The 22,107-nt window shown below is 74.0% G+C and carries 24 protein-coding genes; 13 read left to right on the forward strand and 11 right to left on the reverse strand.

From position 1 onward, the window contains the following. Nucleotides 1-25 precede the first annotated feature (25 nt). From ACN9MM_RS15665 to ACN9MM_RS15690, 6 genes are all read right to left on the reverse strand, one after another. Complete coding sequence (locus tag ACN9MM_RS15665; RefSeq protein WP_426364201.1) at nucleotides 26-1,534, reverse strand: hypothetical protein; 1,509 nt, start codon at nucleotides 1,532-1,534, stop codon at nucleotides 26-28. Between the two features lie 14 nt (nucleotides 1,535-1,548). Then, complete coding sequence (locus tag ACN9MM_RS15670; RefSeq protein WP_426364202.1) at nucleotides 1,549-2,607, reverse strand: hypothetical protein; 1,059 nt, start codon at nucleotides 2,605-2,607, stop codon at nucleotides 1,549-1,551. Further along, the gene (locus ACN9MM_RS15675) at nucleotides 2,604-3,476 is read right to left on the reverse strand and encodes a hypothetical protein (protein WP_426364203.1); all 873 of its coding nucleotides are present in this window, start codon (nucleotides 3,474-3,476) and stop codon (nucleotides 2,604-2,606) included. The genes ACN9MM_RS15670 and ACN9MM_RS15675 overlap by 4 nt, the downstream gene beginning before the upstream one ends. Then, a complete protein-coding gene (locus ACN9MM_RS15680) occupies nucleotides 3,476-4,171 on the reverse strand; it encodes a peptidase (protein ID WP_426368749.1) in 696 nt (231 codons plus the stop codon). Before ACN9MM_RS15680 ends, ACN9MM_RS15675 begins: the two co-directional genes overlap by 1 nt. 119 nt (nucleotides 4,172-4,290) lie before the next feature. Then, on the reverse strand, nucleotides 4,291-4,710 hold the full coding sequence (locus ACN9MM_RS15685) for an ATP-binding protein (RefSeq protein ID WP_426364204.1): 420 nt from the start codon (nucleotides 4,708-4,710) through the stop codon (nucleotides 4,291-4,293). 82 nt (nucleotides 4,711-4,792) lie between these two features. Then, on the reverse strand, nucleotides 4,793-5,161 hold the full coding sequence (locus ACN9MM_RS15690; protein WP_426364205.1) for an STAS domain-containing protein: 369 nt from the start codon (nucleotides 5,159-5,161) through the stop codon (nucleotides 4,793-4,795). Nucleotides 5,162-5,383: 222 nt separating this feature from the next. Between ACN9MM_RS15690 and ACN9MM_RS15695 the strand changes: the two genes are divergently transcribed. The 4 genes from ACN9MM_RS15695 to ACN9MM_RS15710 all read left to right on the forward strand — a co-directional run bounded on the left by ACN9MM_RS15695 (nucleotide 5,384) and on the right by ACN9MM_RS15710 (nucleotide 8,019). Further along, entirely contained in the window at nucleotides 5,384-6,280 is an 897-nt protein-coding gene (locus tag ACN9MM_RS15695; protein WP_426364206.1) for an RNA polymerase sigma factor SigF, read from the forward strand. Between the two features lie 130 nt (nucleotides 6,281-6,410). Further along, nucleotides 6,411-7,052 carry a phosphotransferase gene (locus ACN9MM_RS15700; RefSeq protein ID WP_426364207.1) on the forward strand — a complete coding sequence of 214 codons (642 nt, stop codon included), beginning with the start codon at nucleotides 6,411-6,413 and terminating at the stop codon, nucleotides 7,050-7,052. 218 nt (nucleotides 7,053-7,270) lie between these two features. Further along, nucleotides 7,271-7,627 carry a hypothetical protein gene (locus tag ACN9MM_RS15705; RefSeq protein ID WP_426364208.1) on the forward strand — a complete coding sequence of 119 codons (357 nt, stop codon included), beginning with the start codon at nucleotides 7,271-7,273 and terminating at the stop codon, nucleotides 7,625-7,627. A 23-nt stretch (nucleotides 7,628-7,650) separates the two neighbouring features. Continuing rightward, nucleotides 7,651-8,019 carry a VOC family protein gene (locus tag ACN9MM_RS15710; protein ID WP_426364209.1) on the forward strand — a complete coding sequence of 123 codons (369 nt, stop codon included), beginning with the start codon at nucleotides 7,651-7,653 and terminating at the stop codon, nucleotides 8,017-8,019. A gap of 54 nt (nucleotides 8,020-8,073) precedes the next feature. Here the strand turns inward: ACN9MM_RS15710 and hutI are convergent, their stop codons facing one another. The 4 genes from hutI to hutU all read right to left on the reverse strand — a co-directional run bounded on the left by hutI (nucleotide 8,074) and on the right by hutU (nucleotide 13,566). Next, nucleotides 8,074-9,243 (reverse strand): imidazolonepropionase, encoded by a 1,170-nt coding sequence (gene hutI, locus ACN9MM_RS15715; RefSeq protein ID WP_426364210.1) that lies wholly within the window; start codon nucleotides 9,241-9,243, stop codon nucleotides 8,074-8,076. 44 nt (nucleotides 9,244-9,287) lie between these two features. Further along, complete coding sequence (locus tag ACN9MM_RS15720) at nucleotides 9,288-10,628, reverse strand: formimidoylglutamate deiminase (protein WP_426364211.1); 1,341 nt, start codon at nucleotides 10,626-10,628, stop codon at nucleotides 9,288-9,290. Further along, the gene (locus ACN9MM_RS15725; protein WP_426368750.1) at nucleotides 10,619-11,815 is read right to left on the reverse strand and encodes an allantoate amidohydrolase; all 1,197 of its coding nucleotides are present in this window, start codon (nucleotides 11,813-11,815) and stop codon (nucleotides 10,619-10,621) included. The genes ACN9MM_RS15720 and ACN9MM_RS15725 overlap by 10 nt, the downstream gene beginning before the upstream one ends. Nucleotides 11,816-11,901: 86 nt before the next feature. Further along, nucleotides 11,902-13,566: a urocanate hydratase gene (hutU, locus tag ACN9MM_RS15730; RefSeq protein ID WP_426364212.1), complete on the reverse strand. Its 1,665-nt coding sequence runs from the start codon at nucleotides 13,564-13,566 to the stop codon at nucleotides 11,902-11,904. A 94-nt stretch (nucleotides 13,567-13,660) separates the two neighbouring features. Here hutU and ACN9MM_RS15735 point away from each other — a divergent pair, with 94 nt between their 5' ends. The 6 genes from ACN9MM_RS15735 to ACN9MM_RS15760 all read left to right on the forward strand — a co-directional run bounded on the left by ACN9MM_RS15735 (nucleotide 13,661) and on the right by ACN9MM_RS15760 (nucleotide 17,655). Beyond that, on the forward strand, nucleotides 13,661-15,004 hold the full coding sequence (locus tag ACN9MM_RS15735; protein WP_426364213.1) for a diaminopimelate decarboxylase: 1,344 nt from the start codon (nucleotides 13,661-13,663) through the stop codon (nucleotides 15,002-15,004). Nucleotides 15,005-15,036: 32 nt separating this feature from the next. Continuing rightward, nucleotides 15,037-15,516, forward strand: coding sequence for an SRPBCC family protein (locus ACN9MM_RS15740; protein ID WP_426364214.1), 480 nt, complete (start codon nucleotides 15,037-15,039; stop codon nucleotides 15,514-15,516). A 142-nt stretch (nucleotides 15,517-15,658) separates the two neighbouring features. After that, nucleotides 15,659-16,045, forward strand: a complete 387-nt coding sequence (locus ACN9MM_RS15745) for a hypothetical protein (RefSeq protein WP_426364215.1) — start codon at nucleotides 15,659-15,661, stop codon at nucleotides 16,043-16,045. Then, a complete protein-coding gene (locus ACN9MM_RS15750; RefSeq protein ID WP_382872347.1) occupies nucleotides 16,042-16,812 on the forward strand; it encodes a transcriptional regulator in 771 nt (256 codons plus the stop codon). The genes ACN9MM_RS15745 and ACN9MM_RS15750 overlap by 4 nt, the downstream gene beginning before the upstream one ends. A gap of 41 nt (nucleotides 16,813-16,853) precedes the next feature. Next, nucleotides 16,854-17,246, forward strand: a complete 393-nt coding sequence (locus ACN9MM_RS15755) for a roadblock/LC7 domain-containing protein (protein WP_426364216.1) — start codon at nucleotides 16,854-16,856, stop codon at nucleotides 17,244-17,246. A gap of 37 nt (nucleotides 17,247-17,283) precedes the next feature. After that, nucleotides 17,284-17,655 carry a hypothetical protein gene (locus tag ACN9MM_RS15760; RefSeq protein WP_426364217.1) on the forward strand — a complete coding sequence of 124 codons (372 nt, stop codon included), beginning with the start codon at nucleotides 17,284-17,286 and terminating at the stop codon, nucleotides 17,653-17,655. 20 nt (nucleotides 17,656-17,675) lie between these two features. Here the strand turns inward: ACN9MM_RS15760 and ACN9MM_RS15765 are convergent, their stop codons facing one another. Further along, nucleotides 17,676-18,509, reverse strand: coding sequence for a MurR/RpiR family transcriptional regulator (locus ACN9MM_RS15765; RefSeq protein ID WP_426364218.1), 834 nt, complete (start codon nucleotides 18,507-18,509; stop codon nucleotides 17,676-17,678). 434 nt (nucleotides 18,510-18,943) lie between these two features. Here ACN9MM_RS15765 and ACN9MM_RS15770 point away from each other — a divergent pair, with 434 nt between their 5' ends. The 3 genes from ACN9MM_RS15770 to ACN9MM_RS15780 all read left to right on the forward strand — a co-directional run bounded on the left by ACN9MM_RS15770 (nucleotide 18,944) and on the right by ACN9MM_RS15780 (nucleotide 22,060). Then, nucleotides 18,944-19,462: a hypothetical protein gene (locus tag ACN9MM_RS15770; protein ID WP_426364219.1), complete on the forward strand. Its 519-nt coding sequence runs from the start codon at nucleotides 18,944-18,946 to the stop codon at nucleotides 19,460-19,462. After that, nucleotides 19,440-20,438: a hypothetical protein gene (locus ACN9MM_RS15775; protein WP_426364220.1), complete on the forward strand. Its 999-nt coding sequence runs from the start codon at nucleotides 19,440-19,442 to the stop codon at nucleotides 20,436-20,438. Before ACN9MM_RS15770 ends, ACN9MM_RS15775 begins: the two co-directional genes overlap by 23 nt. Before the next feature lie 95 nt (nucleotides 20,439-20,533). Further along, nucleotides 20,534-22,060 (forward strand): peptidoglycan-binding protein, encoded by a 1,527-nt coding sequence (locus tag ACN9MM_RS15780; protein WP_426364221.1) that lies wholly within the window; start codon nucleotides 20,534-20,536, stop codon nucleotides 22,058-22,060. Nucleotides 22,061-22,107 lie beyond the last annotated feature (47 nt).

Genomic DNA, 22,107 nt, shown 5'->3' on the forward strand with positions numbered 1-22,107 from the left:
CGGTGCGGCGGCCTTCGCCGTTCCCTCAGCGCCTGAGGCGGGCCCAGGGGGTGAAGGTGAAGACCGCGCCGCCGACCAGGATGACCGTGCCCGCGACGAGGGCGAGGGCGCGCAGGGCGCCGTCGTTCCCGCCGGTGTGGGCGAGGTTCCCGCCGTCGGAGCCGCCGGATCCGGAGTCCGAGCCGGCACCGGCGGTCGTGTCCGTGCCGCCGTCGTCGCCGCCGGAGACACCGCCGTCCTGCTTGCTGGTGTCCAGTTCGAGGGAGGCCTTCACGGCGCCCTTGACCCGGCAGGGGATCTCCATCTTCACGGAGCCGAGGCTGACCTTGATGGTGAGCGTGCCGGGGCTGAGCGTCGACGTGCCGGTCGCGCCGGGCCGGTACGTGCCCTTCATGTCCTCCAGGCTGACCGGGGCGTCCAGGGCGAGGGCGGTGGGATTGGCCGCGCCGGTGACCGTCACCGTGCCCTTGTCGGCCCCGCCGATCTTGACCGCCATGGAGGGCTTCAGGGCCCCCGCGGGCAGGGCGGCCGGGCTCTTCATGACGCCCTTGGCGGTCTTGACCGTCAGGTCGTAGACCTCGCCGTTCTTCTTCGCGTCGATCGTCACCTTGGAGTCGATCGCCTCCGGGCCGGGGCTCGTGCAGGCGAAGGCGACCTTGACCTCCTTGCCGGGGAAGTCGGTCCGGCCGCCGGTGCCGCCGGAGCCCCCGGAACTCCCGGATTCGCCTCCGGTGCCGCCAGAGGAGCTGGTCGCGGCGCCGCCGGTGTCGCCGGAGCCGCCGCCGGTGGACGTCGTACCCCCGGTGGACGTCGTACCGCCGGAGTCGGAGGATCCGCCGGAGTCCGAGGATCCGCCCGAGGCGGTGGTGCCACCCGCCGTGGTCGTCGTACCGCCCGTGGTCGTCGTACCACCGGACGTCGTGGTCCCGCCCGAGGTCGTCGTACCACCGGACGTCGTGGTCCCGCCCGAGGTCGTCGTACCGCCCGACGTCGTCGTCCCCCCTCCCCCGTCCGTGACCTTGATCGTCGCGCCGACCGGCACCGTCTCCTTCGGGGAGCACTTGGTGTCCGTCGACAGGGGCTTGGAGACGTTGATCGTGTACTTGCCGGGCGTCAGCGTGATCTCGCCCGCCTTGTCCAGCTTCAGCTTCCCCTTCATGTCGGGCAGCACCATCGGGCTGTTCTTGGGGATCGGCGGGTTCTGCCGCGGTCCCTCCATCGCGACGGTCCCGCTCCCCGCGCCGCCCACGGTGAGGACGCCGGTCGGCTTCACCGTGTCCTTGTCCAGGTCGAGCACGTCGGGGTTCTTCGAGGCGGCCTGGACCGTCTTCCAGACGATCTCGACCTCGTCGCCGACCTTGGCCTCGGCGGGCGCGGTGATCAGCACCTTCGTCGTGCCCTGCACGGGCGGAAGCCCCGAGATCGGCGGCGGGATGCACTCCGTCGCGTAGCTGGTCTCGGCGGCCTGGGCGGGGCCGGCGGCATACAGGATCCCCGCGCCGCCGAGCATCAGCGCGACCCCGGCCGCGCTCATCCTCCGTTGCGTACTCACGCATGTCCCTTCGTCGTCGGGCTGCTGCTCTCTGGCGCTGACGGTGCGGAGTCAGGGCTGAACCACGGCAGGGCCGCGGTCGTCTCCCCGTCCCCCGGTGCGGGGGCGGAAGCGGGTGTACGGGCCGGGGCGCGGCGACGCGGGCGCGGCACCGTCCGGGTCCGGGAGGTGCGGGCCCGTCCGGCCCCGGAAGAGGGCCGCGCGCGGTCGACCACGGCCATGCCGGTCCGGAAGAGCGCGGCCGGCACCACGACGCCGAGGAGCACCCAGAAGAGGGTGACGCCCCAGGGCCTGCCGACGCCCCACGGCTGCTCGACGAGGACCTTGCCCGCGTACTTCACGGAGACCTGGTAGTCGCCGTGCGCGCCGGCCGTGAGCTCGGCGGGGAGACGGATCAGGGCCTTCTTGCCGGGCTCGATCGTGCCGCGCCACTGGCGTTCCTCGTACTGGGGCGCGAAGACGCCGTGGCTGGTGCCGACCTGGAAGACGGGGTCCTTGACGGCGGCCGGGCCCAGGTTGCCGACGGTGAAGACGACCTCGCGGCTCGGGGGCGCGCCGAACCAGACGAGGATGCCGCTGGAGCCGTCGAGGCGTACGGCGGCGAGGACGGCGAGGCGCCCGTCGCCGGAGGCCTCGGGGAGCGGGGCCGTGGGGTGCCCGGCGACCGTGAACGCCTTGTCGACGGCGTCCTGCTGTCCGGTGACCCCGGCGACGTGCACCACGCAGGGGCAGGGCTTGGGCGGTTCGGCGACGGGGAGCTTCGCGCTGAACGCTCCCCTGGCGTCGACGGTCGCCGCCCGGCCCTCGGTGTTGGCGCAGGAGTTGGTCCCGCCGACGACGCCCTTGCCGGGGGCTCCCTGACCGCAGATCAGGAGCATGAGCAGCGCGCCGGGTTTCCAGCCGCTGCCGCTGACGGTGATCTCGCCGCCCTTGCCGCCCTCGGTCTTCGACAGCTCGACCACGGGCCCCGGTGCGGCCGTGGCCGCGGGGGCGGTGGGCAGCAGGACGAGGGCGAGGGCGGCGAGGAGGGCGGCGGCCGTACGGATCGTCCTCATGGTGTCGCTCCCGCCGGGGCTCGCTGGGTACGGGACGCGCTCCGCCGCCGTGCCGCGTATCCGGCTCCGCCCGCGGCCGCCAGAAGCAGGCCGGCGGTGCCGGTGAGCGCGGGGCCCGAGGCGAAGGCGGCCTCGGCGCGGGCGGTGGCGGGGGCGGCGCCCGGTGCGGTGGCCGTCAGCCGGACGGTGACGGAGTCGAGGGCGGGCGGGTCGGGCCAGGGTTCGGTCCCGGTGGCCCGCTCGCCGGGGCGCAGGGTGAGCGGCAGGGCGCGCTCCGGGCGGTCGAGGACGGTGCCGAGGAGGCCTTCGGCGCGGACTGCGAGGCGCGGGGCGAGGACCGTGGTGCCGCGGTTGACCAGGGTGTAGCGGACGGCGCCGGTGGCGGCGTCGACGTGGACGTCCTCGACGGTGAGCGCGGCGAGGTGCGGTCCGCTGACCCGCAGCCGCAGGTCGACGCGGACCTCCCGGCCGGCGGCCGCGGCCCGTACGGTGCCCCGGTGTTCGCCGGGCGGGGTGTCCGCGGTGACGGTCACGGCGAAGGGCACGTCGGCCCGCGTCCGGGCGGGCACGGTCACGGTCGGCGCGGCGAAGGACACCGGGGCGCCCTGCCCGGAGAGGCGGACGGTGAGCGGCGCGGTGCCGGGGTTGGTGACCGACAGGGTGTCCTGGAGGACGCTGCCGGCCGGGCCCTCCAGGTAGGCGTACGGCCGTCCGGCGGCGGGCGCCGCCGTCCAGTCGCGGGCGGCGGGGGGCGCCGCCGCGACCGCGCCGAGGAGGGCGGCCGCGGCGGCCACGAGCCCGGAGCGGGCCGCCGTCCGCCGTCCGGGGGGCGCCGCCCTCCGTGCCCCGGGGCGGTCCGCCGTCCGCATCAGCGTGCCGTGCGCCGCGTGAGCCAGAGGACTCCGGCGGCGCCGGTCAGCAGGACGGTGCCGCCGAGGGTGCCGAGCGCCACGGCGGAGTCGAGCGGGCCGGTCTTGGGCAGCTGTTCGTCGCCGGAACCTCCGGAGCCGCCGTCGTCGGCGGGCGGTGGGGTGTCCGAACCTCCTGAGACGCCCGTGACCTGGAGTTCCAGCGAGGGCTTGGGGTTGTTCTTCGGCGTGCAGACGGCCGCGTCCATCCCGAGGGCGTGCACGGTGAGGACACCCGCCGTGAAGGTGACCTTGCCGTTCTTCTTCGGGGTGAACGTACCCGTGAGCGTGCCGATGCTGATGGGGGTGTCGGGCGGGATGGCGGCCGTGTTCGGCGTGCCGGTGACCTTCACCCTGCCGCTCGCGTCGCCGCCGAGGACGAGCTCGGCGCGCGGGGTCATGACGCCCTTGGGGAGCTCGACCGGGCTGTCGGAGACCCCCTTCTCGAACGACATGGTGATCGTGTAGCCGCTGCCGCTCTTGACGGCCTTGATGTCGACGGGCGAGACGGCGCTCTTGGGCCCGATCTTCGTCTCGCAGGCGTAGTTCACGTCGACGACGACCGCCTGGGCGGCCGGTGCGCCGGCCAGTACGGCCGCGCCCGCCACCGCGACGGCGGCCGTGAGCGCGGCGGTCGTTCTCCTCCGGTTCGGCACCTTGGACACCCCGAGCACCCCTCACCGCAACGTAACTGACGGTCTTTCAGATTGGGCGTCAAGGTACGCCGGAGACCTTGCGGAGGGAAGGCAGGGGAACCAGTGGACTTGTGAAAGTCCTATGCCGGTGCGGCCAGTTCGGCCCAGACGGTCTTGCCGGGGGCGCCCGGGGTGCGGTCGATGCCCCAGTCGAGGCAGAGCCGCTGCACGATGAACATGCCGTGCCCGCCCGGCCGTCCGGACCGGTGCGGGGTGCGCGGCGCGGGCTGGCCGGCGCCGCGGTCGGTGACTTCGAGGCGCAGCGTGCGGGGCATCCGCAGGACGCGCAGCCGCTCGGGGCCCTCGGCGTGCAGGCAGGCGTTGGTGACGAGTTCGGAGACGACGAGCAGGACGTCCTCGGCGGCCGCCCTGCGGTCGGCGGTGGCGGCCGGCAGCCAGCCCCACTCCTGGAGCGCCGACCGCGTGAAGTCGCGCGCGAGCGGCACCGTACCGCTGGTCTCGCCGAGGGCGAGCGTACGGACGTCGGAAGCCTGGTCCATCAACGCTTCACCTCACCGATCGACGGGACAGAGGGGACAGGACGTACGGGCGGAGCCGTGCGGGGGGGGTATGACGTCGGTCTCAGCCGGGGAGCGCCGTGTCGAGCGCCTCGTGGACCGTGAAGACGGCGTCCGCGCCCGTGATGTGGAACACCCGCGCCACCGCGGGCCGCATCCCCACCAGATGGACGCCGCCGCCGGCGGCGTCCGCCCTCAGCCGCGCGCCGAGGAGCACGTTGAGCCCGGTCGAATCGCAGAACTCCAGGCCCGAGCAGTCGACGACGAGCCGCGCCGCGCCCGCGTCGAGGGCGGTGTCCAGGGGGCTGCGCAGCAGTTCGGCGGTGTGGTGATCGAGCTCACCGACGGGCGTGAGGAGTGTGCTCCCGGCCACGTCCCGCACTTCGACCCGCAGCCGCGCGGGCGGCGCGCTGCCGATGTGTTCGCGGTCCATGGCCGTGCCTCTTTCGCTCTCGCGGATGCCGACTGACGTGCCCCCGAACCCTACAAGCGGCGCCCCCTCCAGCGCACACGAGGTCCTCCACATATCGACACAGAACGGATTATTGCCACTTGCAACCATCGGGGTCGAACCGGTAGGGCTAGAAGAGAACGTCCGACCCGACCGGCTTTGGAGGCGCCGCAAACCGCAGCGAGAAGCACCCGAAGGAGACCCATGTCACCCCGGCTCGACGCCCCGCGTACCCCCGACGCGCCGTCGGCAGCGCTCCCCCTCCCCCCTGTCGCCGACCTGCCCGACCTGCCCGACCGACTGCACGACACGCCGCTCGACCGGATCGGCCCGGTCGACGCCCGCGCCCTGTCGAAGCAGCTCTTCGCCCGGCTCTCCGAGCTGGAGGAGGGCACCCACGACCACGCGTACGTCCGCAACACCCTCGTCGAACTCAACCTCGCCCTGGTCCGGTTCGCCGCCGCCCGGTTCGGCACCCGCAGCGAACCGATGGAGGACATCGTCCAGGTCGGCACCATCGGCCTCATCAAGGCGATCGACCGCTTCGAACTCACCCGCGGCGTCGAGTTCCCGACCTTCGCGATGCCGACGATCATCGGCGAGATCAAGCGTTTCTTCCGCGACACCTCGTGGTCCGTCCACGTGCCCCGCAGGCTCCAGGAGCTCCGGCTCGACCTCGCCAGGGCCGGTGACGCGCTCGCCCAGCGCCTCGACCGCGCCCCGACCGTCGCCGAACTCGCCGAAGAGCTCGGCATCGCGCCGGAGGAGGTCGTCGAGGGCATGGCCGCGAGCAACGCCTACACCGCGACCTCCCTCGACGCACAGCCCGACGAGGAGGACGGCGCCGGCGGCGAGGCCGCGCTCGCCGACCGCCTCGGCTACGAGGACCACGGACTCACCGGGATCGAGTACATCGCCTCCCTCAAGCCGATGATCGCCTCGCTGCCCGTCCGCGAGCGGCAGATCCTCTCCCTGCGCTTCGTCACCGGCCTGACCCAGTCGGAGATCGGCGCGGAGCTCGGCATCTCGCAGATGCACGTCTCCCGGCTGCTCGCCCGCACCCTCGGCCGGCTGCGCCGCGGCCTGACCCTGGAGGAGTGACCTCCAGCGGCACCCCCGAGCCGCCGAAGGGCCCGTCCACCGTCTGCCGACCGTGGACGGGCCTTTCCGTGTCCCCGGTTGGCATACTCGGCCGGTCCGTGGCGACGCGGAGGACCGAGGCGCGAAAGGGGTGGGCCGGTTGAAGGTCATCGGCCGGGGCAGGACGGCGGACGTGCACGCGCTCGACGAGCGGCGGGTGCTGCGGCGGTACCGGGACGGCGGGGACGCGACCCGGGAGGCGGCGGTGATGGCCCGGCTCGCGCACCGGGGCTATCCGGTGCCGGCGGTCCTCCACGCGGAGGGCCCGGACCTGGTCATGGAGCGCCTGGCGGGACCGTCGCTCCTGGACGCGCTGCTCGCGGGCGCGTACGAGCCGGAACCCGCGGGCGAGTTGATCGCGGATCTGCTCGACCGCCTGCACGCGCTGCCGGGCGAGAACGTGGTCCATCTCGACCTGCACCCGGGGAACGTGATCCTCACGGAGGCCCGGGGCCCGGTCGTCATCGACTGGCGGACGGCGCAGGAGGGCGGCGCGCCGGGCCTGGACCGTGCCCTGTCGGCGCTGATCCTGGCGGAGGTCGCCGTGTCCGGCGCCCCGTACGCCCCGGGCGCCCGCGCGGGCCTGGCTGCCCTGCTCGCCCGACTCGGCGCCCCGGTCCTCCCCGATCTCCCGGCGGCCCGCACGCGCCGCGCGGCGGACCCGAACCTGACGGCGGAGGAGGTGGCGGCGCTGGGGGCCGCGGCGGAGCTGGTGCGCACGCTGTCCGCCTGAGCCGGACCACCAGCCGACCTGGACCTCCCCGAGGACCTCGCCGTCGAAGGGGACGGGCCCGCGCATGCCCCGTGCGGCCGCGCCGGCACACCCGGCCCGACCCCGACCCGACCTCCGCCACGGCCCGAAACCCGGTGGCCGGCGGGCCGCCGCCGTCGCTACCGTCCGTTCCTCCAGGGGCCGCACCGGCGGCCTCCCCCGGCAGAGAGAGCATCGCGATGACCGGCGACACCCGCCCGACGACGACCCTGTGGCGCCCCACCGGCCCCGTCGAGCTGGAGCTCGTGCGGGAGTCGGGATGGCGCGCCTGGCCGCCGCGGCTGCCCGAGCAGCCGATCTTCTACCCCGTGCTGGACGAGGAGTACGCGGTGAGGATCGCGCGCGACTGGAACGTGAAGCACAGCGGCTCCGGGTACGTCACCCGCTTCGAGGTCGACACGGAGTTCCTCCGCAGGTACCCGGTCCGGCAGGCGGGCGGACGGACGATCCTGGAGCTGTGGGTGCCGGCGGAGGAGCTGGACGAGTTCAACGCGCACATCGTGGGTGAGATCGAGGTCGTCCACGCGTTCCGCTGACGGCGGCCGGGCAGGGTGGGGGCATGGAATCACGAACCCCGGCGCGTGTCCGCCGTGCCGTCCCCAACCTCCGGACCGACGCCCCGGCCGAGAACCGCGCGTTCTACGGTCTGCTCGGTTTCGAGGAGGTCATGAACCACGGCTGGATCACGACCCTCGCCTCCCCGTCCGCCCCGACGGCCCAGATCAGCCTGATGTCCGAGGACCTCACGGCCCCCGTCGTCCCCGATCTGAGCGTGGAGGTCGAGGACGTCGACGCGGCGTACCGGGCGGTCCGCGCGTCCGGCGCGGAGATCGTCCACCCGCTGACCGACGAGCCCTGGGGCGTCCGCCGCTTCTTCGTCCGCGACCCGGACGGCCGCGTGGTCAACGTGCTGGGCCACCGGGTCTGACGGGTCGCCCAGGGAGGTCAGCGCGCCCCAGGCAGGGCCCCCGCGATCGGCTGCTCAGACCACCCGCACGCCCTTGCGCCAGACCTCGGCGATCAGGGGGACGCCCGGGCGGTAGGCCAGGTGGACGTGCGAGGGGGCGTCCAGGACGACGAGGTCGGCGCGGGCGCCGGTGGTGAGGCGGCCCACGTCGGTGCGGCGGAGGGCCGCGGCGCCGCCGGCGGTGGCGGACCAGAGGGCCTCGTCGGGGGTCATCAGCATGTCGCGGACGGCGAGGGCGATGCAGAAGGGCATCGAGGAGGTGAAGGAGGAGCCGGGGTTGCAGTCCGTGGAGAGGGCGACGGTGACGCCCACGTCGATCAGCCGGCGCGCGTCGGGCCATGCGGCGCGGGTGGAGAACTCGGCGCCGGGCAGCAGGGTCGCGACCGTGTCGCCCTGGGCGAGGGCGTCGATGTCGGCGGCGGTGAGGTGGGTGCAGTGGTCGGCGCTCGCCGCGTCCAGTTCGACCGCGAGCTGGACGCCGGGGCCGTACGAGAGCTGGTTGGCGTGGACCCGGGCCTGGAGGCCCTTCGCCTTGCCGGCCGTGAGGATCGCGCGGGCCTGGTCGCCGTCGAAGGCGCCCTTCTCGCAGAAGACGTCGACCCAGCGGGCGTACGGGGCGCAGGCGTCCAGCATCTCGCCGGTGACCAGGTCGACGTACCCGGCAGGGTCGTCGGCGTAGTCCGGGGAGACGATGTGCGCGCCGAGGTAGGTGACCTCGTCCGTGTGCTCGGCGGCGATGCGCAGGGCGCGGGCCTCGTCCTCGACGGTGAGGCCGTAGCCGGACTTGGTCTCGAAGGTGGTGGTGCCCTGGCGCAGCGCCTCCCACATGTAGCGGGCGACGTTGGCGGACAGCTCGGCGTCGCTAGCCGCGCGCGTCGCCGCGACGGTCGTGCGGATCCCGCCCGCCTTGTACGGCTGCCCCGACATGCGCGCGTTGAACTCGGCCGTGCGGTCGCCCGCGAAGACGAGGTGGGAGTGGGAGTCGACGAAACCGGGGATGACGGCGCGCCCGGCGGCGTCGGTGGAGGTGTCGGCGGCCGGGGCCTGGGCGGCGGGGCCCGCCCAGGCGACCCGGTCGCCGTCCAGGACGAGGGCGGCGTCCGTGATCAGGCCGAGGGGGCCTTCGCCGAGGCCGGGGTCGTTCGTGACCAGGCTGCCGATGTTCGTGATGAGCGTCGTCGTCATGGGGTGCTCTCCGTGGAGGGGCGGGCGGGGCGGGCGGGTGCGGCTCAGCTTCTGAGTGCGGCGATCGCGGTGGCGAGCGCCTCGCCCGTGTCCGGTACGGAGACGTGGACGCCGTCCCGTACGACGATCCGGCCGCCCACCACCACGTGGTGCACGTCCGCCGCCGTCGCCGCGAAGACCGCCGTCTCGGCCGCCAGGCGCGGTACGGGCCCGGCCGTGCGGACCGAGTCCAGGGTGATCGTGGTGAAGTCGGCCGGCGCGCCCTGCTCCAGGGTGCCCGCTTCGGGCCGGCCGAGGGCCGCGTGGCCGTCGGCGGTGGCGGCGCGCAGGAGCGCGGCGGCCGTCCAGTGGCCGCGGGTGCGGGTGCGCAGGCGCTCGTTCAGCTCCATGGCCCGGGCCTCTTCGAGGAGGTCGATGACGGCGTGGCTGTCGCTGCCGAGCGAGAGCGGCGAGCCGGCGCGCTGGAGGGCGACGGCGGGGCCGATGCCGTCCGCGAGGTCCCGTTCGGTCGTGGGGCACATGCAGGTGCCGGTGGCCGAGGAGCCGAGCAGGGTGACGTCGGTGTCCGTGAGGTGGGTGTTGTGGACGCCGGTCGTGTGCGCGCCGAGGACGCCGTGCTCGGCGAGGAGCTGCGTCGGCGTCATGCCGTGGGCCGCGAGGCAGGCCTCGTTCTCCGCGGTCTGCTCGGAGAGGTGGACGTGGAGCGGGGCCTGACGGTCCTGCGCCCAGCGGGCCACCGTGGCCAGCTGGTCGGCGGGGACGGCGCGTACGGAGTGGATCGCGGCGCCGATCCGGACGCCGTCGCTCTCCTTGAGCGCCGAGACCCGCTCGGCCCACTGCTCGGCGGTGCCGTCCGTGAAGCGGAGCTGGTGCTGTTCGGGTGCGGCGCCGAAGCCGGCGGAGAGGTACGCGGTGTCGAGGAGGGTGATGCGGATGCCCGCCTCGCCGGCCGCCGCGATGAGGGCCTCGCCCATGGCGTTGGGGTCGGCGTACCGGCTGCCGCCGGGGGCGTGGTGCAGGTAGTGGAACTCGCCGACGGCGGTGATGCCCGCGAGCGCCATCTCGGCGTAGACCGCGCGGGCGAGCGCGAAGTAGCTGTCGGGGGTGAGGCGCTGGGCGATCGTGTACATGATCTCGCGCCAGGTCCAGAAGGTGCCGGAGCCGACCTGGACGGTGCCGCGCAGGGCGCGGTGGAAGGCGTGCGAGTGGGCGTTGGCGAGGCCGGGGACGGTGAGGCCGCGGAGGACGACGGCGCCCGGCGGGGGCGTCTCCACTCCCGTGCGGACGGCCTCGATCCGGCCCTCGGCGGACACGTCGAGGGCCACGCCCGGCTCGACGTTCGTGTCGAGCCAGGCGTGTTCCAGCCAGTACGTCGTCAGCGGCACGCCAGCTCCTCCAGTACGTCGGCGAGTGCGAGGACCCCGGCCACGCAGTCGTCCTCGGCCGCGTTCTCGGCCGGGGAGTGCGAGACGCCCGTGGGGTTCCGTACGAACAGCATGGCGGTCGGGATCGATTCGGACAGGATGCCCGCGTCGTGTCCCGCTCCGGTGCCGAGGACCGGCACCTGGCCCGAGGTGCCGAGGATCCGGGAGAGCTCGTCGCGCAGGGTGTGCGAGAAGTCCACGACCGGGGTGTAGGACTCCTGGACGACGGCGAGGTCGATGCCGTGGCGTTCGGCGTACTCCCGGGCTGCCGTCTCGACTCCCGCGACGACCTTGTCCAGGGAGCCCTGGTCGGCGGCGCGGGCGTCGAGCCAGCCGCGGACCATCGACGGGATGGCGTTGACGCCGTTGGGCTCGACCGCGATCTTGCCGAAGGTGGCGACGGCTCCGGCGAGTTCGGCCTCGCGGCGGGCCGCGAGGACGGTCTCGGCGTAGGTGAGCATCGGGTCGCGGCGGTCGACGAGCCGGGTGGTGCCGGCGTGGTTGGCCTCGCCGGCGAAGTCGTACCGCCAGCGGCCGTGCGGCCAGATGGCGGAGGCGATGCCGACGGCGTCCCCGGAGAGGTCCAGGGCCCGGCCCTGCTCGACGTGGAGTTCGACGAAGGCGCCGATCCGGGCGAGCCGCTCGGGGTCGGGGCCGATCGCCGCCGGGTCGTACCCGGCGGCCTCCATGGCCTGCGGGAGGGTGATCCCGTCGGCGTCGCGGAGCTCGTACGCCTGCTCCTTCGTCAGCCGGCCGGCGGTGAGGCGGGAGCCGACGCAGGCGAGGCCGAAGCGGGCTCCTTCCTCGTCGCCGAAGTTGACGATGGCGAGGGGCCGCCTGAACGAGGCTCCGCGGGCGCGGAGTTCGTCGAGGGCGGCGAACGCGGACACGACGCCGAGGGGGCCGTCGAAGGCGCCGCCGTCGGGGACGGAGTCCAGGTGGGAGCCGGTGACGACGGCGTCGCCCGCGGTGGGGTCGCCGAGCCAGGCCCACTGGTTGCCGTTGCGGTCGGTCTCGACGTCCAGGCGGCGGGCCTCGGCCTGCATCCGGAACCAGAGTCGGCAGTCGGCGTCGGCCGCGGTCCAGGCGTAGCGGCGGTAGCCGCCGGAGGCCGCGTTACGGCCGATGGGGGCGAGGCTGCGCCACATCGCGTGGAACGAGGGGGAGTCCCCCCGCCCCGCCGAGGCGGCCCGGGCGGGGCCGCGGGGCGCCTCGGCGGCGTCGTGGGACGAGGTCACGCGGAGTCACCCTCGCGCATCGGGACGCGGACGCCCTTCTCGTCGGCGACGCGCTCGGCGATGTCGTAGCCCGCGTCGACGTGGCGGATGACGCCCATGCCGGGGTCGTTGGTGAGCACGCGGCGGATCTTCTCGCCGGCGAGCTTGGTGCCGTCGGCCACGGAGACCTGGCCGGCGTGGATGGAGCGGCCCATGCCGACGCCGCCGCCGTGGTGGATGGAGACCCAGGAGGCGCCGGAGGCGACGTTGACCATGGCGTTGAGCAGCGGCCAGTCGGCGATGGCGTCGGAGCCGTCGAGCATGGCCTCGGTCTCGCGGTACGGGGAGGCGACGGAGCCGCAGTCGAGGTGGTCGCGGCCGATCGCGAGGGGCGCGGCGAGGGTGCCGTCGGCGACCATGTCGTTGAACATGTCGCCCGCCTTGTCGCGCTCGCCCTGGCCGAGCCAGCAGATGCGGGCGGGGAGGCCCTGGAAGTGGACGCGCTCGCCGGCCATCTTGATCCAGCGGTGCAGGGACTCGTTCTCCGGGAAGAGGTCGAGGATCGCCTTGTCGGTCTTGTGGATGTCCGAGGCCTCGCCGGAGAGGGCGGCCCAGCGGAAGGGGCCCTTGCCCTCGCAGAACAGCGGGCGGATGTAGGCGGGGACGAAGCCGGGGAAGGCGAAGGCGCGGTCGTAGCCGGCGAGCTGGGCCTCGCCGCGGATCGAGTTGCCGTAGTCGAAGACCTCGGCGCCCGCGTCCATGAAGCCGACCATGGCCTCGACGTGCTTGGCCATCGACTCGCGGGAGCGCTGGGTGAAGCCGGCCGGGTCCTTCGCCGCCGCGTCGGCCATGTCGTCGAAGGCGACGCCGACCGGGAGGTACGCGAGCGGGTCGTGGGCCGAGGTCTGGTCGGTCACGATGTCGATGGGGGCGCCCTCGGCGAGCATCTGCGGGAGCAGCTCGGCGGCGTTGCCGAGGAGGCCGATGGAGAGCGGGCGGCGGGCGTCGCGGGCGTCGACGGCCAGCTGGAGGGCGTGGGCGAGGTTGTCGGCCCTGACGTCCAGGTAGCGGTGCTCGATGCGGCGCTCGATGGCGCGCGGGTCGACGTCGATGCAGATCGCGACGCCGTCGTTCATGGTCACGGCGAGGGGCTGGGCGCCGCCCATGCCGCCGAGGCCGGCGGTGAGGGTGATGGTGCCGGCCAGGGTGCCGCCGAACTTCTTCGCGGCGACGGCGGCGAAGGTCTCGTAGGTGCCCTGGAGGATGCCCTGGGTGCCGATGTAGATCCAGGAGCCGGCGGTCATCTGGCCGTACATGGTGAGGCCGAGGTGCTCCAGGCGCCGGAACTCCTCCCAGTTCGCCCAGTCGCCGACCAGGTTGGAGTTGGCGAGGAGGACGCGGGGGGCCCACTCGTGGGTCTGCATCACGCCGACGGGGCGGCCGGACTGGACGAGCATCGTCTCGTCCTGCTTGAGGGTGCGCAGGGTGCGGACCATGGCGTCGAAGGAGCGCCAGTCGCGGGCGGCCTTGCCGGTGCCGCCGTAGACGACGAGCTTGTCGGGGTGCTCGGCGACCTCGGGGTCGAGGTTGTTCTGGAGCATCCGGAGGGCGGCTTCCTGCTGCCATCCCAGGGCGCTCAGTTCCGTACCGCGGGCTGCTCGCACGGGGCGGGGTCCTGACATGGGGGTGCCTCCTCGAATGTCGTTCAGATATTCACATCTTGTCTCGCTGAATAGTTGTAGTCAACAGGGCGTCCCGGCCACGCCATGGACGAGGATGGGCCGTATGGCCTCCTCCCGTCGCGATCTCGCCGTCCGAGCCACCGTCGATCAAGGACTCCTCTCCCCCGCCGAACCCGTCGTCGCCCTCCTCGACACCGCCGGCATCCACGCCTCCGCCGCCGCCCTGACCAGCGCCTTCGCCGCCGTCACCGACGCACCCGTCCTCCACGCCTTCGCCGTGAAGGCCACCCCGCTCGTCCCCGTCCTGCGCCTCCTCCACGAGGCGGGGCTCGGCGTCGAGGTCGCGAGCCCCGGCGAGCTGGCCCTCGCCCGCGCCGCCGGGATCCCGCCCGGCCACACCGTCCTCGACTCCCCGGCCAAGACCCCCGCCGAGCTCCGCCAGGCCCTCGCCCTCGGCATCGCCGTCAACGCCGACAACCTCCAGGAGCTGGCCCGCCTCGACGCGCTCGTCGCCTCCGCACCCACCGCCTCGCCCCTCGGACTCCGGGTGAACCCGCAGGTCGGAGCCGGTTCCATCGGCGCGCTCTCGACCGCGACCGCCACCTCGAAGTTCGGCGTGGCGCTCCGTGACGAGGGCGCCCGCAAGACCGTCGTCCAGGCGTACCTGGAGCGGCCCTGGCTGACCCGGCTGCACACCCACACCGGCTCCCAGGGCATCCCGCTCTCCCTCATGGCCGAGGGCGTCGGGGAGGCGTACGCGCTCGCCGAGGAGATCAACCGGGCGGCCGGGCGGCAGCAGATCGACACCCTGGACATCGGCGGCGGCCTTCCGGTGAACTTCACCTCCGACGAGGAGACGCCGACGTACGCGCAGTACGCCCGGCTGCTCGCCGACACCGTCCCCGGGCTCTTCGACGGCCGCTACCGGCTCGTCACCGAGTTCGGGCGCTCCCTGCTCGCCAAGCACGGCACGGTCCTCGCCCGGGTGGAGTACACGAAGACCTCCGGCGGCCGCCCGATCGCCGTCACCCACGCGGGGGTGCAGCTGGCCACCCGTACGGTCTACGCCCCCGAGTCCTGGCCGCTGCGCGTCCTCGCGTACGACTCCGAGGGCCGGCCCCGCACCGGGGACGTCACCGTCCAGGACGTGGCGGGCCCCGCCTGCTTCGCCGGGGACCTGCTCGCCACGGGCCGCGCGCTGCCGCTGCTGCACCCCGGGGACGTGGTGGCGGTGCCGGACACCGGCGCGTACTACTTCGCCCACCACTACGCGTACAACAGCCTGCCCCGGCCCGCGATCCACGGCTTCACGGTGGACGGCGACGGGGCGGTGACCTTCACGGCCGTACGGAGGGCGCAGACGCTCGACGAGATCGTCGCCGAGGCGGGCGGGGCGCGGGCGGACGCGCTGACCGGGAAGGACGCCGTCCTCCGGTAGCGCGGGCGCGGCGGCCCGGTTTCGATGAAGTCATGACTGGAACGGGTACGGACACCACCTCCGTCGTGGTCGAGCGCCGGGTCGCCGCCTCCCCCGGGCGGGTCTGGGAGGCGATCACCGACCTGCTGGACATGCCCCGGGTCCTCTCGGGCGTCGACCGGGTGGAGGTGCTCACCGAGGGCGGATTCGGCGTCGGCACGCGCTGGCGCGAGACCCGGCGGATGCTGGGCAAGGAGGCGACGGAGGAGATGACCGTGACCGAGTGCGAGCCGCCCGACCGCTACGTCACGGTGGCCGACTCCCACGGCATGCACTACGTCTCCGAGCTCACCCTCACGCCCGACGGCGCCGGGGCCACCACCCTGCGGATGGCCTTCTCCGCCCGGCCCGCCGGCGGCCGGACCGCGGGGCTCGCGGCCCGGCTGCTCGCCCGCTTCGGGGCGAAGGCGGTCGCGAAGGCGCTCACGAAGGACCTGTCCGACATCGCGAGGGCCGTGGAGTCACGGGGCTGATCCGGACCCGTCCGGATCAATTCCCGTCAGACAGCGGCATGTTCCGGTGGAAAATGCCAGAACGCCTCCCCGGGGCACGAACGTTCAGTAGCGTCACCGTCACTGCCGCACGTTCGCACGCCGCATCGGGAGGGGAATCCGCGTGCCCGGAATCGACGAGTGCCTTCTGGAGGCCATGGCCCTGCCGGGGGCCCGGGGCGCCTCCCTGGTCGACTGGACCAGCGGCCTCGCCCTCGGGACGGCGGGCGACTCGCCGGTCGGCGACCACGAGACGACGGCCGCCGAGACCGCCGAACTCGCCCGGTCGGCGGCCGAGTTCGACTCCTTCACGGCGGAGGGAGGGAACGAGGGCCCGCCGGTCGAGGACCTGATCGTCACCACCCGCGCCGGCTACCACGTCCTCCGCTTCGTCGAGACCTCCTTCGACAGCAGCGTCTTCCTCCACCTCTGGCTCGACCGCGACTCCGGCAACCTCGCCCTCGCCCGGCTCCGGCTCCGCGACCTCGCCGAACGGCTGGTCCTCGGATGAGCCGGGCGACGGTCTCCCCGATGCTGGTCCGGCTCGCCGCCGAGAAGGCCACCGGCGCCCTGCTGCGCGACCACGGCACGCTCTACCTCGTCGACGGCCGGGTCGTGCACGCCGAGTCCCCCGCCGCCCCCGGCGTCGACGTCCTCCTCACCACCGGCGGCCGGCTGCCCCGCGAGGGCTGGGACGAGGCCGTCGACCGGGCCGGCGCGCACCGCGCGGTCGGTCGCTTCCTCGTCGACAGCGGCCGGCTGCACGACGGCGAGCTGGAGATATGCCACCTCGGCGCCGTCTTCGACGCCGCCTTCTTCGCCCTCTCCCCCACCAGCGGCCCGACCCGCTTCCGGTACGGGGTGGGGCACTGGTTCGGGACGGTGCGGCCGGTGTCCGCCGAGGCCGTGGAACGCGAGACCGTGCGCCGCCGCGAACTCCTCGACGCCGTCTGGCCGTACGCCGCCGTGGACACCGCCCCGGTCGTGCCCCGCCCCGCCTCCCCCGGCCAGACCGTCGGGGCGCGGCAGCGCGCGCTGCTCGCCGCCGCCGACGGGGAGCTGACCCCGGCGGAGCTGGCCCGGCTCCTCGGCCGGCCCGCCTTCCACACGCTCCTCGACGTGCGGCGCCTCGCCGCGGCCGGGCTCGTGGAGACGCCGCTCGCCCCCGAACCGGACCCCGGCCCCGTACCGCCGCCCTTATCGGCCACCCTGCCGGTGGCCGATCCCGACATCGCCCTGCTGCGCCGGCTCCGTGACGCCCTGGAGGCACACCTGTGATGAGGCGTGCCCTGCGCATGCGCGCCGAGAGGAGACAGCTCATGACGGCAGAAGCCGAGGTCCTCGGCGAGCTCAGACGGCTGCGCGCGCGGCTGCCGCAGCTCACCGGGGCCCTGGCGGCCAGCGCCGACGGACTCGTGCTCGCCCACGACACCGTGGACGGCGAGGCGGAGAGCGTGGCCGCGCTGACCGCGGCGGCACTCGGCGTCGGACAGCGGCTGACCGACTCCACCGGCCAGGGCCGCTTCCGCGAGCTGCTCGTGCGCGGCGAGAACGGTTACGTGGCGACGTACGCGGCGGGCGGCTCGGCCGTCCTGACGCTGCTCGCCGAACCCCGGATCAACGTGGGGCGGCTCCATCTGGAGGCCCGCAGGTCCAGCACCCGGATAGGGGAACTCGTCGACGGCGCGCTGGAACGCAGAGACCCGAACTGAATCCGTCCATCAGTAGCGAGAAGGAAGAGACGACACCATGGCGAACACCGAGACCTCCCTCAAGGAAGCGGCCCAGATCGAGGGCGCGCTCGGCGCGGCCCTCGTCGACTACACCAGCGGTATGGCCCTCGGCACCATCGGCGGCGGCAAGGACCTCGACCTGAACATGGCCGCGGCGGGCAACACCGACGTGGTGCGGGCCAAGCTCCGGACGATGGAGATGCTGGGCCTCAAGGAGGAGATCGAGGACATCCTCATCACCCTCGGCAGCCAGTACCACCTGATCCGGCTTCTCAAGGGGCGCGGAACCAGCGGCCTCTTCCTCTACCTGGCGCTGGACAAGGACCGCGCGAACCTGGCGATGGCCCGCCACCACCTGAAGAAGATCGAGGCCGAGCTGGACGTCTGATCCGCGGCGGCACGCGGGGCCTATTCGACGAACAGGCCCCGGGCCGCCGCCTTCGTGTCGAACTCCTCCAGGCGCGCCTGCGCGTCGGGGAGTTCGTCCGCCATGGCCTCCAGGAGGACCCGGCCGAGGAGCATCGGCGCGCAGGCCGTGTCGAAGGCGAGCCCGGTGCCGACGGCGGCCGGGATCAGCAGGTCGCTGTGGGCGGCGACGGGCGCGAACGCCGACTCGGCGACGGTGACGACCGCGAGCCCGGCCGCCCGCGCGTACTCCAGGGCCTCGACGACCTCACGGGGGTGCCGGGGCAGCGCGAAGCAGAGCAGGGCCGTCGCCCCGGCCCGTACGGCCGCGTCGATGCGGTCCGTGAGCATGGAGCCGCCCTCGTCGAGGAGCCGGACGTCCGGATGCACCTTGGCGGCGAAGTAGGCGAAGCCCCGGGCCTGTGAGGAGGCGGCGCGCAGTCCGAGGACGGGCAGCGGCCGGGACCCGGCGAGGAGCCGACCGGCCCGCTCGACGGGGGCGGGGTCGGCGAGGAGTCCGGCGAGGTGCCGGAGGTTCTCGATCTCGGCGAGCACGGCCTGCTGGTACTCGTTGTGCCCGGAGGCGTCCTCGGCGGCCGCGGGCATGCTCTCCCGCAGGTGCTTGCGGAGCGCCGGGTAGCCGTCGAAGCCGAGGGCGACGGCGAAGCGGGTGACGGAGGGCTGGCTGACCCCGGCGAGCTCGGCGAGCTCCACGCTGGACAGGAACGGCACGTCGGCGGCGCGGCGCACCATGCAGTGCGCGATCCGCCGCTGGGTCGGCGTCAGCCGGTGCCCCTCGAAGAGCGCCTGCAGCCGGCCGGCCGGGCTGTCGCTCATGCCGCCCCCTTCCTTCTATTCATCCATGAAACTTCTGCATAAGGATATGCATAACGGGCGGGGTGCGACACCCCCGCGAAGGGGGCGGTGCCCGCCCGCGGATGGCCCGAACCGCGAGACGGTTGCCGTGACCTGCGTCACATCACGACCGACACCACCCCTTCACGACACCGCCACACCAGAAGGGGCGACCGTCTCGCGCGAAACATCAACTTCCCTGGTCACCCCGCACATTGATCCCCCGTCAGCCATATCGGACGCCACTCCGGCCCGGCGTTACGCATCCGCCATGATCACAACAAGATCCGAAAAACCAGACACCCGGAACCCCCGCGGATTGGCCTAGACCCCCGCCCCGGCCGCCGGTTACCTTCTGCCCGTCCGGAACCCACCCGGCTCCGGACAGGGGAATTCCTATGGACTCAGGGGGAGCCATGAAGGTCCGTTCCGCACGCACGCGCATGGGCGCCACGGCCGCTGCCGCCGCTGCCGCCGCCCTCGCGACGGTGTACGCCGCCACGCCCGCCGCCGCCGTCTCCACGCAGTACGTGAGCGACAACTGCGACTACCGCGGCTGCACCGAGGGCGACCTCTACCTGAACTACCACTCGGTCGCCGACTCCGGCAACGGCAACCCGAGCGGCAGCTTCGCGCGGTTCTACGGCAACCAGTACAACCACGCCGGCGAGACCATCTCGTACAACGGCACGGACGCGGGCACCGTGAACTACGTGTTCGTGTTCGCCTCCGGCCAGGGCGACGGCGCCGGCCAGCTCGTGAAGAACAACGCCGCCTCCGCCAACAACTGCTCGACCGTGGACGGCTACCGCGTCTACTACAACTCGGGCTACGCGGGCCACTCCCAGTCCATCCCGCACTACTGGGCCTGCGCCTCCAGCACCAACCTGGACGCCACCCTGAAGAACAACAATGCCTCCTCGCACTTCGCGTAGACGGGCAGGGCTCCGGCCGGGCACGCCGGGGACGCTCGCGCGGCCCCTGGCGGCCCTGGCCGGCGCCGGCCTCGCCCTCACCGCCCTGACGGGCTGCGGGGACACGGACCCCGCCGGGCAGGCACCGCCCCCGGCCTCCGCGGCCAACGCCAAGGTCGACGAGTCGAAGTGGCCCAAGGCGACGCCCGAGACCGGGCTCGCCCGCGGGCTCGTCCTGCCGCTCCAGCAGTACATGCAGACCTACGAGGACTCCGTCGTCATCGAGCGGGCCGCACGCACCCTCCAGACGCAGTGCATGGCCGACTTCGGCTTCACCGTCGTCTTCCCGCCCGTCGGCACGAACCCGCCGCCGAACGCGGACGACGCCAACATGTCCCGGCGGTACGGGATCAGCGACCGCGAGACGGCCGAGAAGTACGGATTCGGGATCCCGCCCGACACCGTGGAGCACCCGCCGCCGCCGAAGCTGACGGCCGCCGCCGTCGCCGTCCTCACCGGCCGCAAGGGCCTCGGCCCCCGCGCCGAACCCGCCCCGGCCACGTACCGGGGGAAGAAGATCCCCAAGGACGGCTGCCAGGGCTCGTCCTTCGACAGGATCGGTGCGCGCATCGACTTCGGCCTCTCCAGCCGGCTCGACCACGACAGCCTCGTGAAGTCGCAGGAGACCCCCGTGGTCCAGGCGGCGGTCAGGGCCTGGTCGGGCTGCATGAAGAAGAAGGGGTACACGGTCGCGGACCCCTACGCCGCGATCGACCTCGTCCCCCGGGTCGAGGGAGCCGAGACGTCCCCGAAGGAGATCTCCGCCGCCGTGGCGGACATCGACTGCAAGAAGGAGACGGACCTCGTCCGCGTCTGGCACCGGGCGGAGACCGCGATCCAGACCCAGCAGGTCGAGCGGAACCAGCTCGCCCTGCAGCAGCTCAAGGAGAAGAACGCCCACGCGGTCAAGGCCGCCGAGGCGGCGCTCCGCGGATGAAACGGCCCGTGGCGGGCGTCGGTGCGGCCGCACCGGCACCCGCCACGGCCCGGCGCCCCGCCCGGCGGGGCGCCGCGCAGACTGAGGGGACACCCGTGGACAACGGACCCGACACCCCGTCGCCCGTCGACGAGGAGTGGGAGCAGGCCGGCACACCGCAGGACACGCGTCCGAAGGCGAGCGGACCGGGCAACGGCCTGGCCCGCCGCAGGCGTCTGCTCGGGGCGGTGACCGCCGCCGCGGTCCTGGTCTCGGGCCTCGGCATCGTCGCCGCCCGGGTCATCAAGTCGCCGGCCCAGGCCGCCGCGGACACCGCGGCGCCGCCGCCCAGCGTCATCACCGCCCCGGTGGAGCACCGCGTGCTCAAGGAGGCCGTGATCCTCCGGGGAGCCGTCCGCGCCTCCCAGACCGTGCAGGTCTCCGCCTCCGTCTCCGGCGGGGCGGGCGGCGCGCCCGTCGTCACCAAGATGAACGTGAACGCCGGGGACACCTTCCGCTCCGGCCGCGTCCTGATGGAGGTGTCCGGACGGCCCGTGATCGCGCTCAAGGGCAGCGTGCCCGTGTACCGGGACCTCAAGCCCGGCGCCGAGGGCGAGGACGTCGCCCAGCTCCAGAGCGCCTTGCGGGAGCGGGGCCACGACACGGGCGGGGACGAGTCCGGGCTCTTCGGGCCCGGGACGAAGGCCGCCCTGACGGCGTTCTACCGGAGCGTCGGGTACGACCCGCTGCCGGCCGAGGACGGCGGCGAGGAGGAGCTGACCGGCGCGCAGGAGGCGGTGACCGAGGCGGCCCGCCGCGTCGAGGACATCCAGGCCGCCGCACGGCGCGCCCCCGCCTCGCCGGGGACCGGGGGCAAGGGCGGCACGGCCGCCACCGGCCCCGGGGACGGGACCGACTCGGCCGTCGAGCTCCGCCGCGCCCGTGAGGACCTGGCGAAGACCCGGGACCGGCTCGACCGGATCAAGGCGAAGACCGGCCCCATGCTGCCCGCCTCCGAGGTCGTGTACCTGAAGGGCTTCCCGGCCCGGGTCGACTCGGTCGCGGCCGGCGTCGGCAGCAGGGCCGAGGGGAACGCGCTGACCGTGTCGGCGGGCGTCCTCGTGGTCGAGGGCTACCTGCAGAAGCACCAGCGGGGCCTGGTCAGGCCGGGCCAGCGGGTGGAGATCTTCTCCGAGTGGGAGGGCACGTCGGCCGCGGCGACGGTGCGTTCCGTCGCGACCGGTCTCGCCCGCCCGCAGCCCGCCGCCGGGGGCGAGGCCGCCCCGGACAAGGCCGCCGCCGCCCAGGGGTACGCCATGGTCGTCGCCCCGGACAAGCCGCTGGACGCGTCGATGGCCGGACAGGACGTCCGGCTGACGGTGCAGACCGCCGCGACCGACGGCGCGGTGCTCGTCGTCCCGGTCACCGCCATCTCGGCGGGCGCCGACGGAAGGACCGCGGTGACGGTCGTCCGGGCCGACGGCAGGCGGATCCGGGTCCCGGTGAGCACCGGCGGCACCGGCGACGGCTACGTGGAGGTCCGGCCCGCGCGCGCGGACGCGCTGTCCGCGGGCGACCAGGTCATCACCGGGGTCGCCGCCGGCGCGGGCTCCGACGGCGCCCCGACCGGTCTCGGCTCGTGAGCGGGACGACGGCGCCCGCCGTGGACCGGCCCGCGGACGGGGCGGCC

This window comes from Streptomyces sp. E-08 (genome assembly GCF_049913095.1).
Lineage (GTDB): Bacteria > Actinomycetota > Actinomycetes > Streptomycetales > Streptomycetaceae > Streptomyces.

Excerpts from the sequence above, each read along its gene's own strand:
- ACN9MM_RS15665 (WP_426364201.1), bottom strand. The coding sequence starts at position 1,534 with ATGAGCGCGGCCGGGGTCGCGCTGATGCTCGGCGGCGCGGGGATCCTG.
- ACN9MM_RS15670 (WP_426364202.1), bottom strand. The coding sequence starts at position 2,607 with ATGAGGACGATCCGTACGGCCGCCGCCCTCCTCGCCGCCCTCGCCCTC.
- ACN9MM_RS15675 (WP_426364203.1), bottom strand. The coding sequence starts at position 3,476 with ATGCGGACGGCGGACCGCCCCGGGGCACGGAGGGCGGCGCCCCCCGGA.
- ACN9MM_RS15685 (WP_426364204.1), bottom strand. The coding sequence starts at position 4,710 with ATGGACCAGGCTTCCGACGTCCGTACGCTCGCCCTCGGCGAGACCAGC.
- ACN9MM_RS15690 (WP_426364205.1), bottom strand. The coding sequence starts at position 5,161 with ATGGACCGCGAACACATCGGCAGCGCGCCGCCCGCGCGGCTGCGGGTC.
- ACN9MM_RS15695 (WP_426364206.1), top strand. The coding sequence starts at position 5,384 with ATGTCACCCCGGCTCGACGCCCCGCGTACCCCCGACGCGCCGTCGGCA.
- ACN9MM_RS15705 (WP_426364208.1), top strand. The coding sequence starts at position 7,271 with ATGACCGGCGACACCCGCCCGACGACGACCCTGTGGCGCCCCACCGGC.
- ACN9MM_RS15710 (WP_426364209.1), top strand. The coding sequence starts at position 7,651 with ATGGAATCACGAACCCCGGCGCGTGTCCGCCGTGCCGTCCCCAACCTC.
- hutI (WP_426364210.1), bottom strand. The coding sequence starts at position 9,243 with ATGACGACGACGCTCATCACGAACATCGGCAGCCTGGTCACGAACGAC.
- ACN9MM_RS15725 (WP_426368750.1), bottom strand. The coding sequence starts at position 11,815 with ATGTGGCGCAGCCTCGCCCCCATCGGCCGTAACGCGGCCTCCGGCGGC.
- hutU (WP_426364212.1), bottom strand. The coding sequence starts at position 13,566 with ATGTCAGGACCCCGCCCCGTGCGAGCAGCCCGCGGTACGGAACTGAGC.
- ACN9MM_RS15735 (WP_426364213.1), top strand. The coding sequence starts at position 13,661 with ATGGGCCGTATGGCCTCCTCCCGTCGCGATCTCGCCGTCCGAGCCACC.
- ACN9MM_RS15740 (WP_426364214.1), top strand. The coding sequence starts at position 15,037 with ATGACTGGAACGGGTACGGACACCACCTCCGTCGTGGTCGAGCGCCGG.
- ACN9MM_RS15750 (WP_382872347.1), top strand. The coding sequence starts at position 16,042 with ATGAGCCGGGCGACGGTCTCCCCGATGCTGGTCCGGCTCGCCGCCGAG.
- ACN9MM_RS15755 (WP_426364216.1), top strand. The coding sequence starts at position 16,854 with ATGACGGCAGAAGCCGAGGTCCTCGGCGAGCTCAGACGGCTGCGCGCG.
- ACN9MM_RS15760 (WP_426364217.1), top strand. The coding sequence starts at position 17,284 with ATGGCGAACACCGAGACCTCCCTCAAGGAAGCGGCCCAGATCGAGGGC.
- ACN9MM_RS15765 (WP_426364218.1), bottom strand. The coding sequence starts at position 18,509 with ATGAGCGACAGCCCGGCCGGCCGGCTGCAGGCGCTCTTCGAGGGGCAC.
- ACN9MM_RS15770 (WP_426364219.1), top strand. The coding sequence starts at position 18,944 with ATGAAGGTCCGTTCCGCACGCACGCGCATGGGCGCCACGGCCGCTGCC.
- ACN9MM_RS15775 (WP_426364220.1), top strand. The coding sequence starts at position 19,440 with ATGCCTCCTCGCACTTCGCGTAGACGGGCAGGGCTCCGGCCGGGCACG.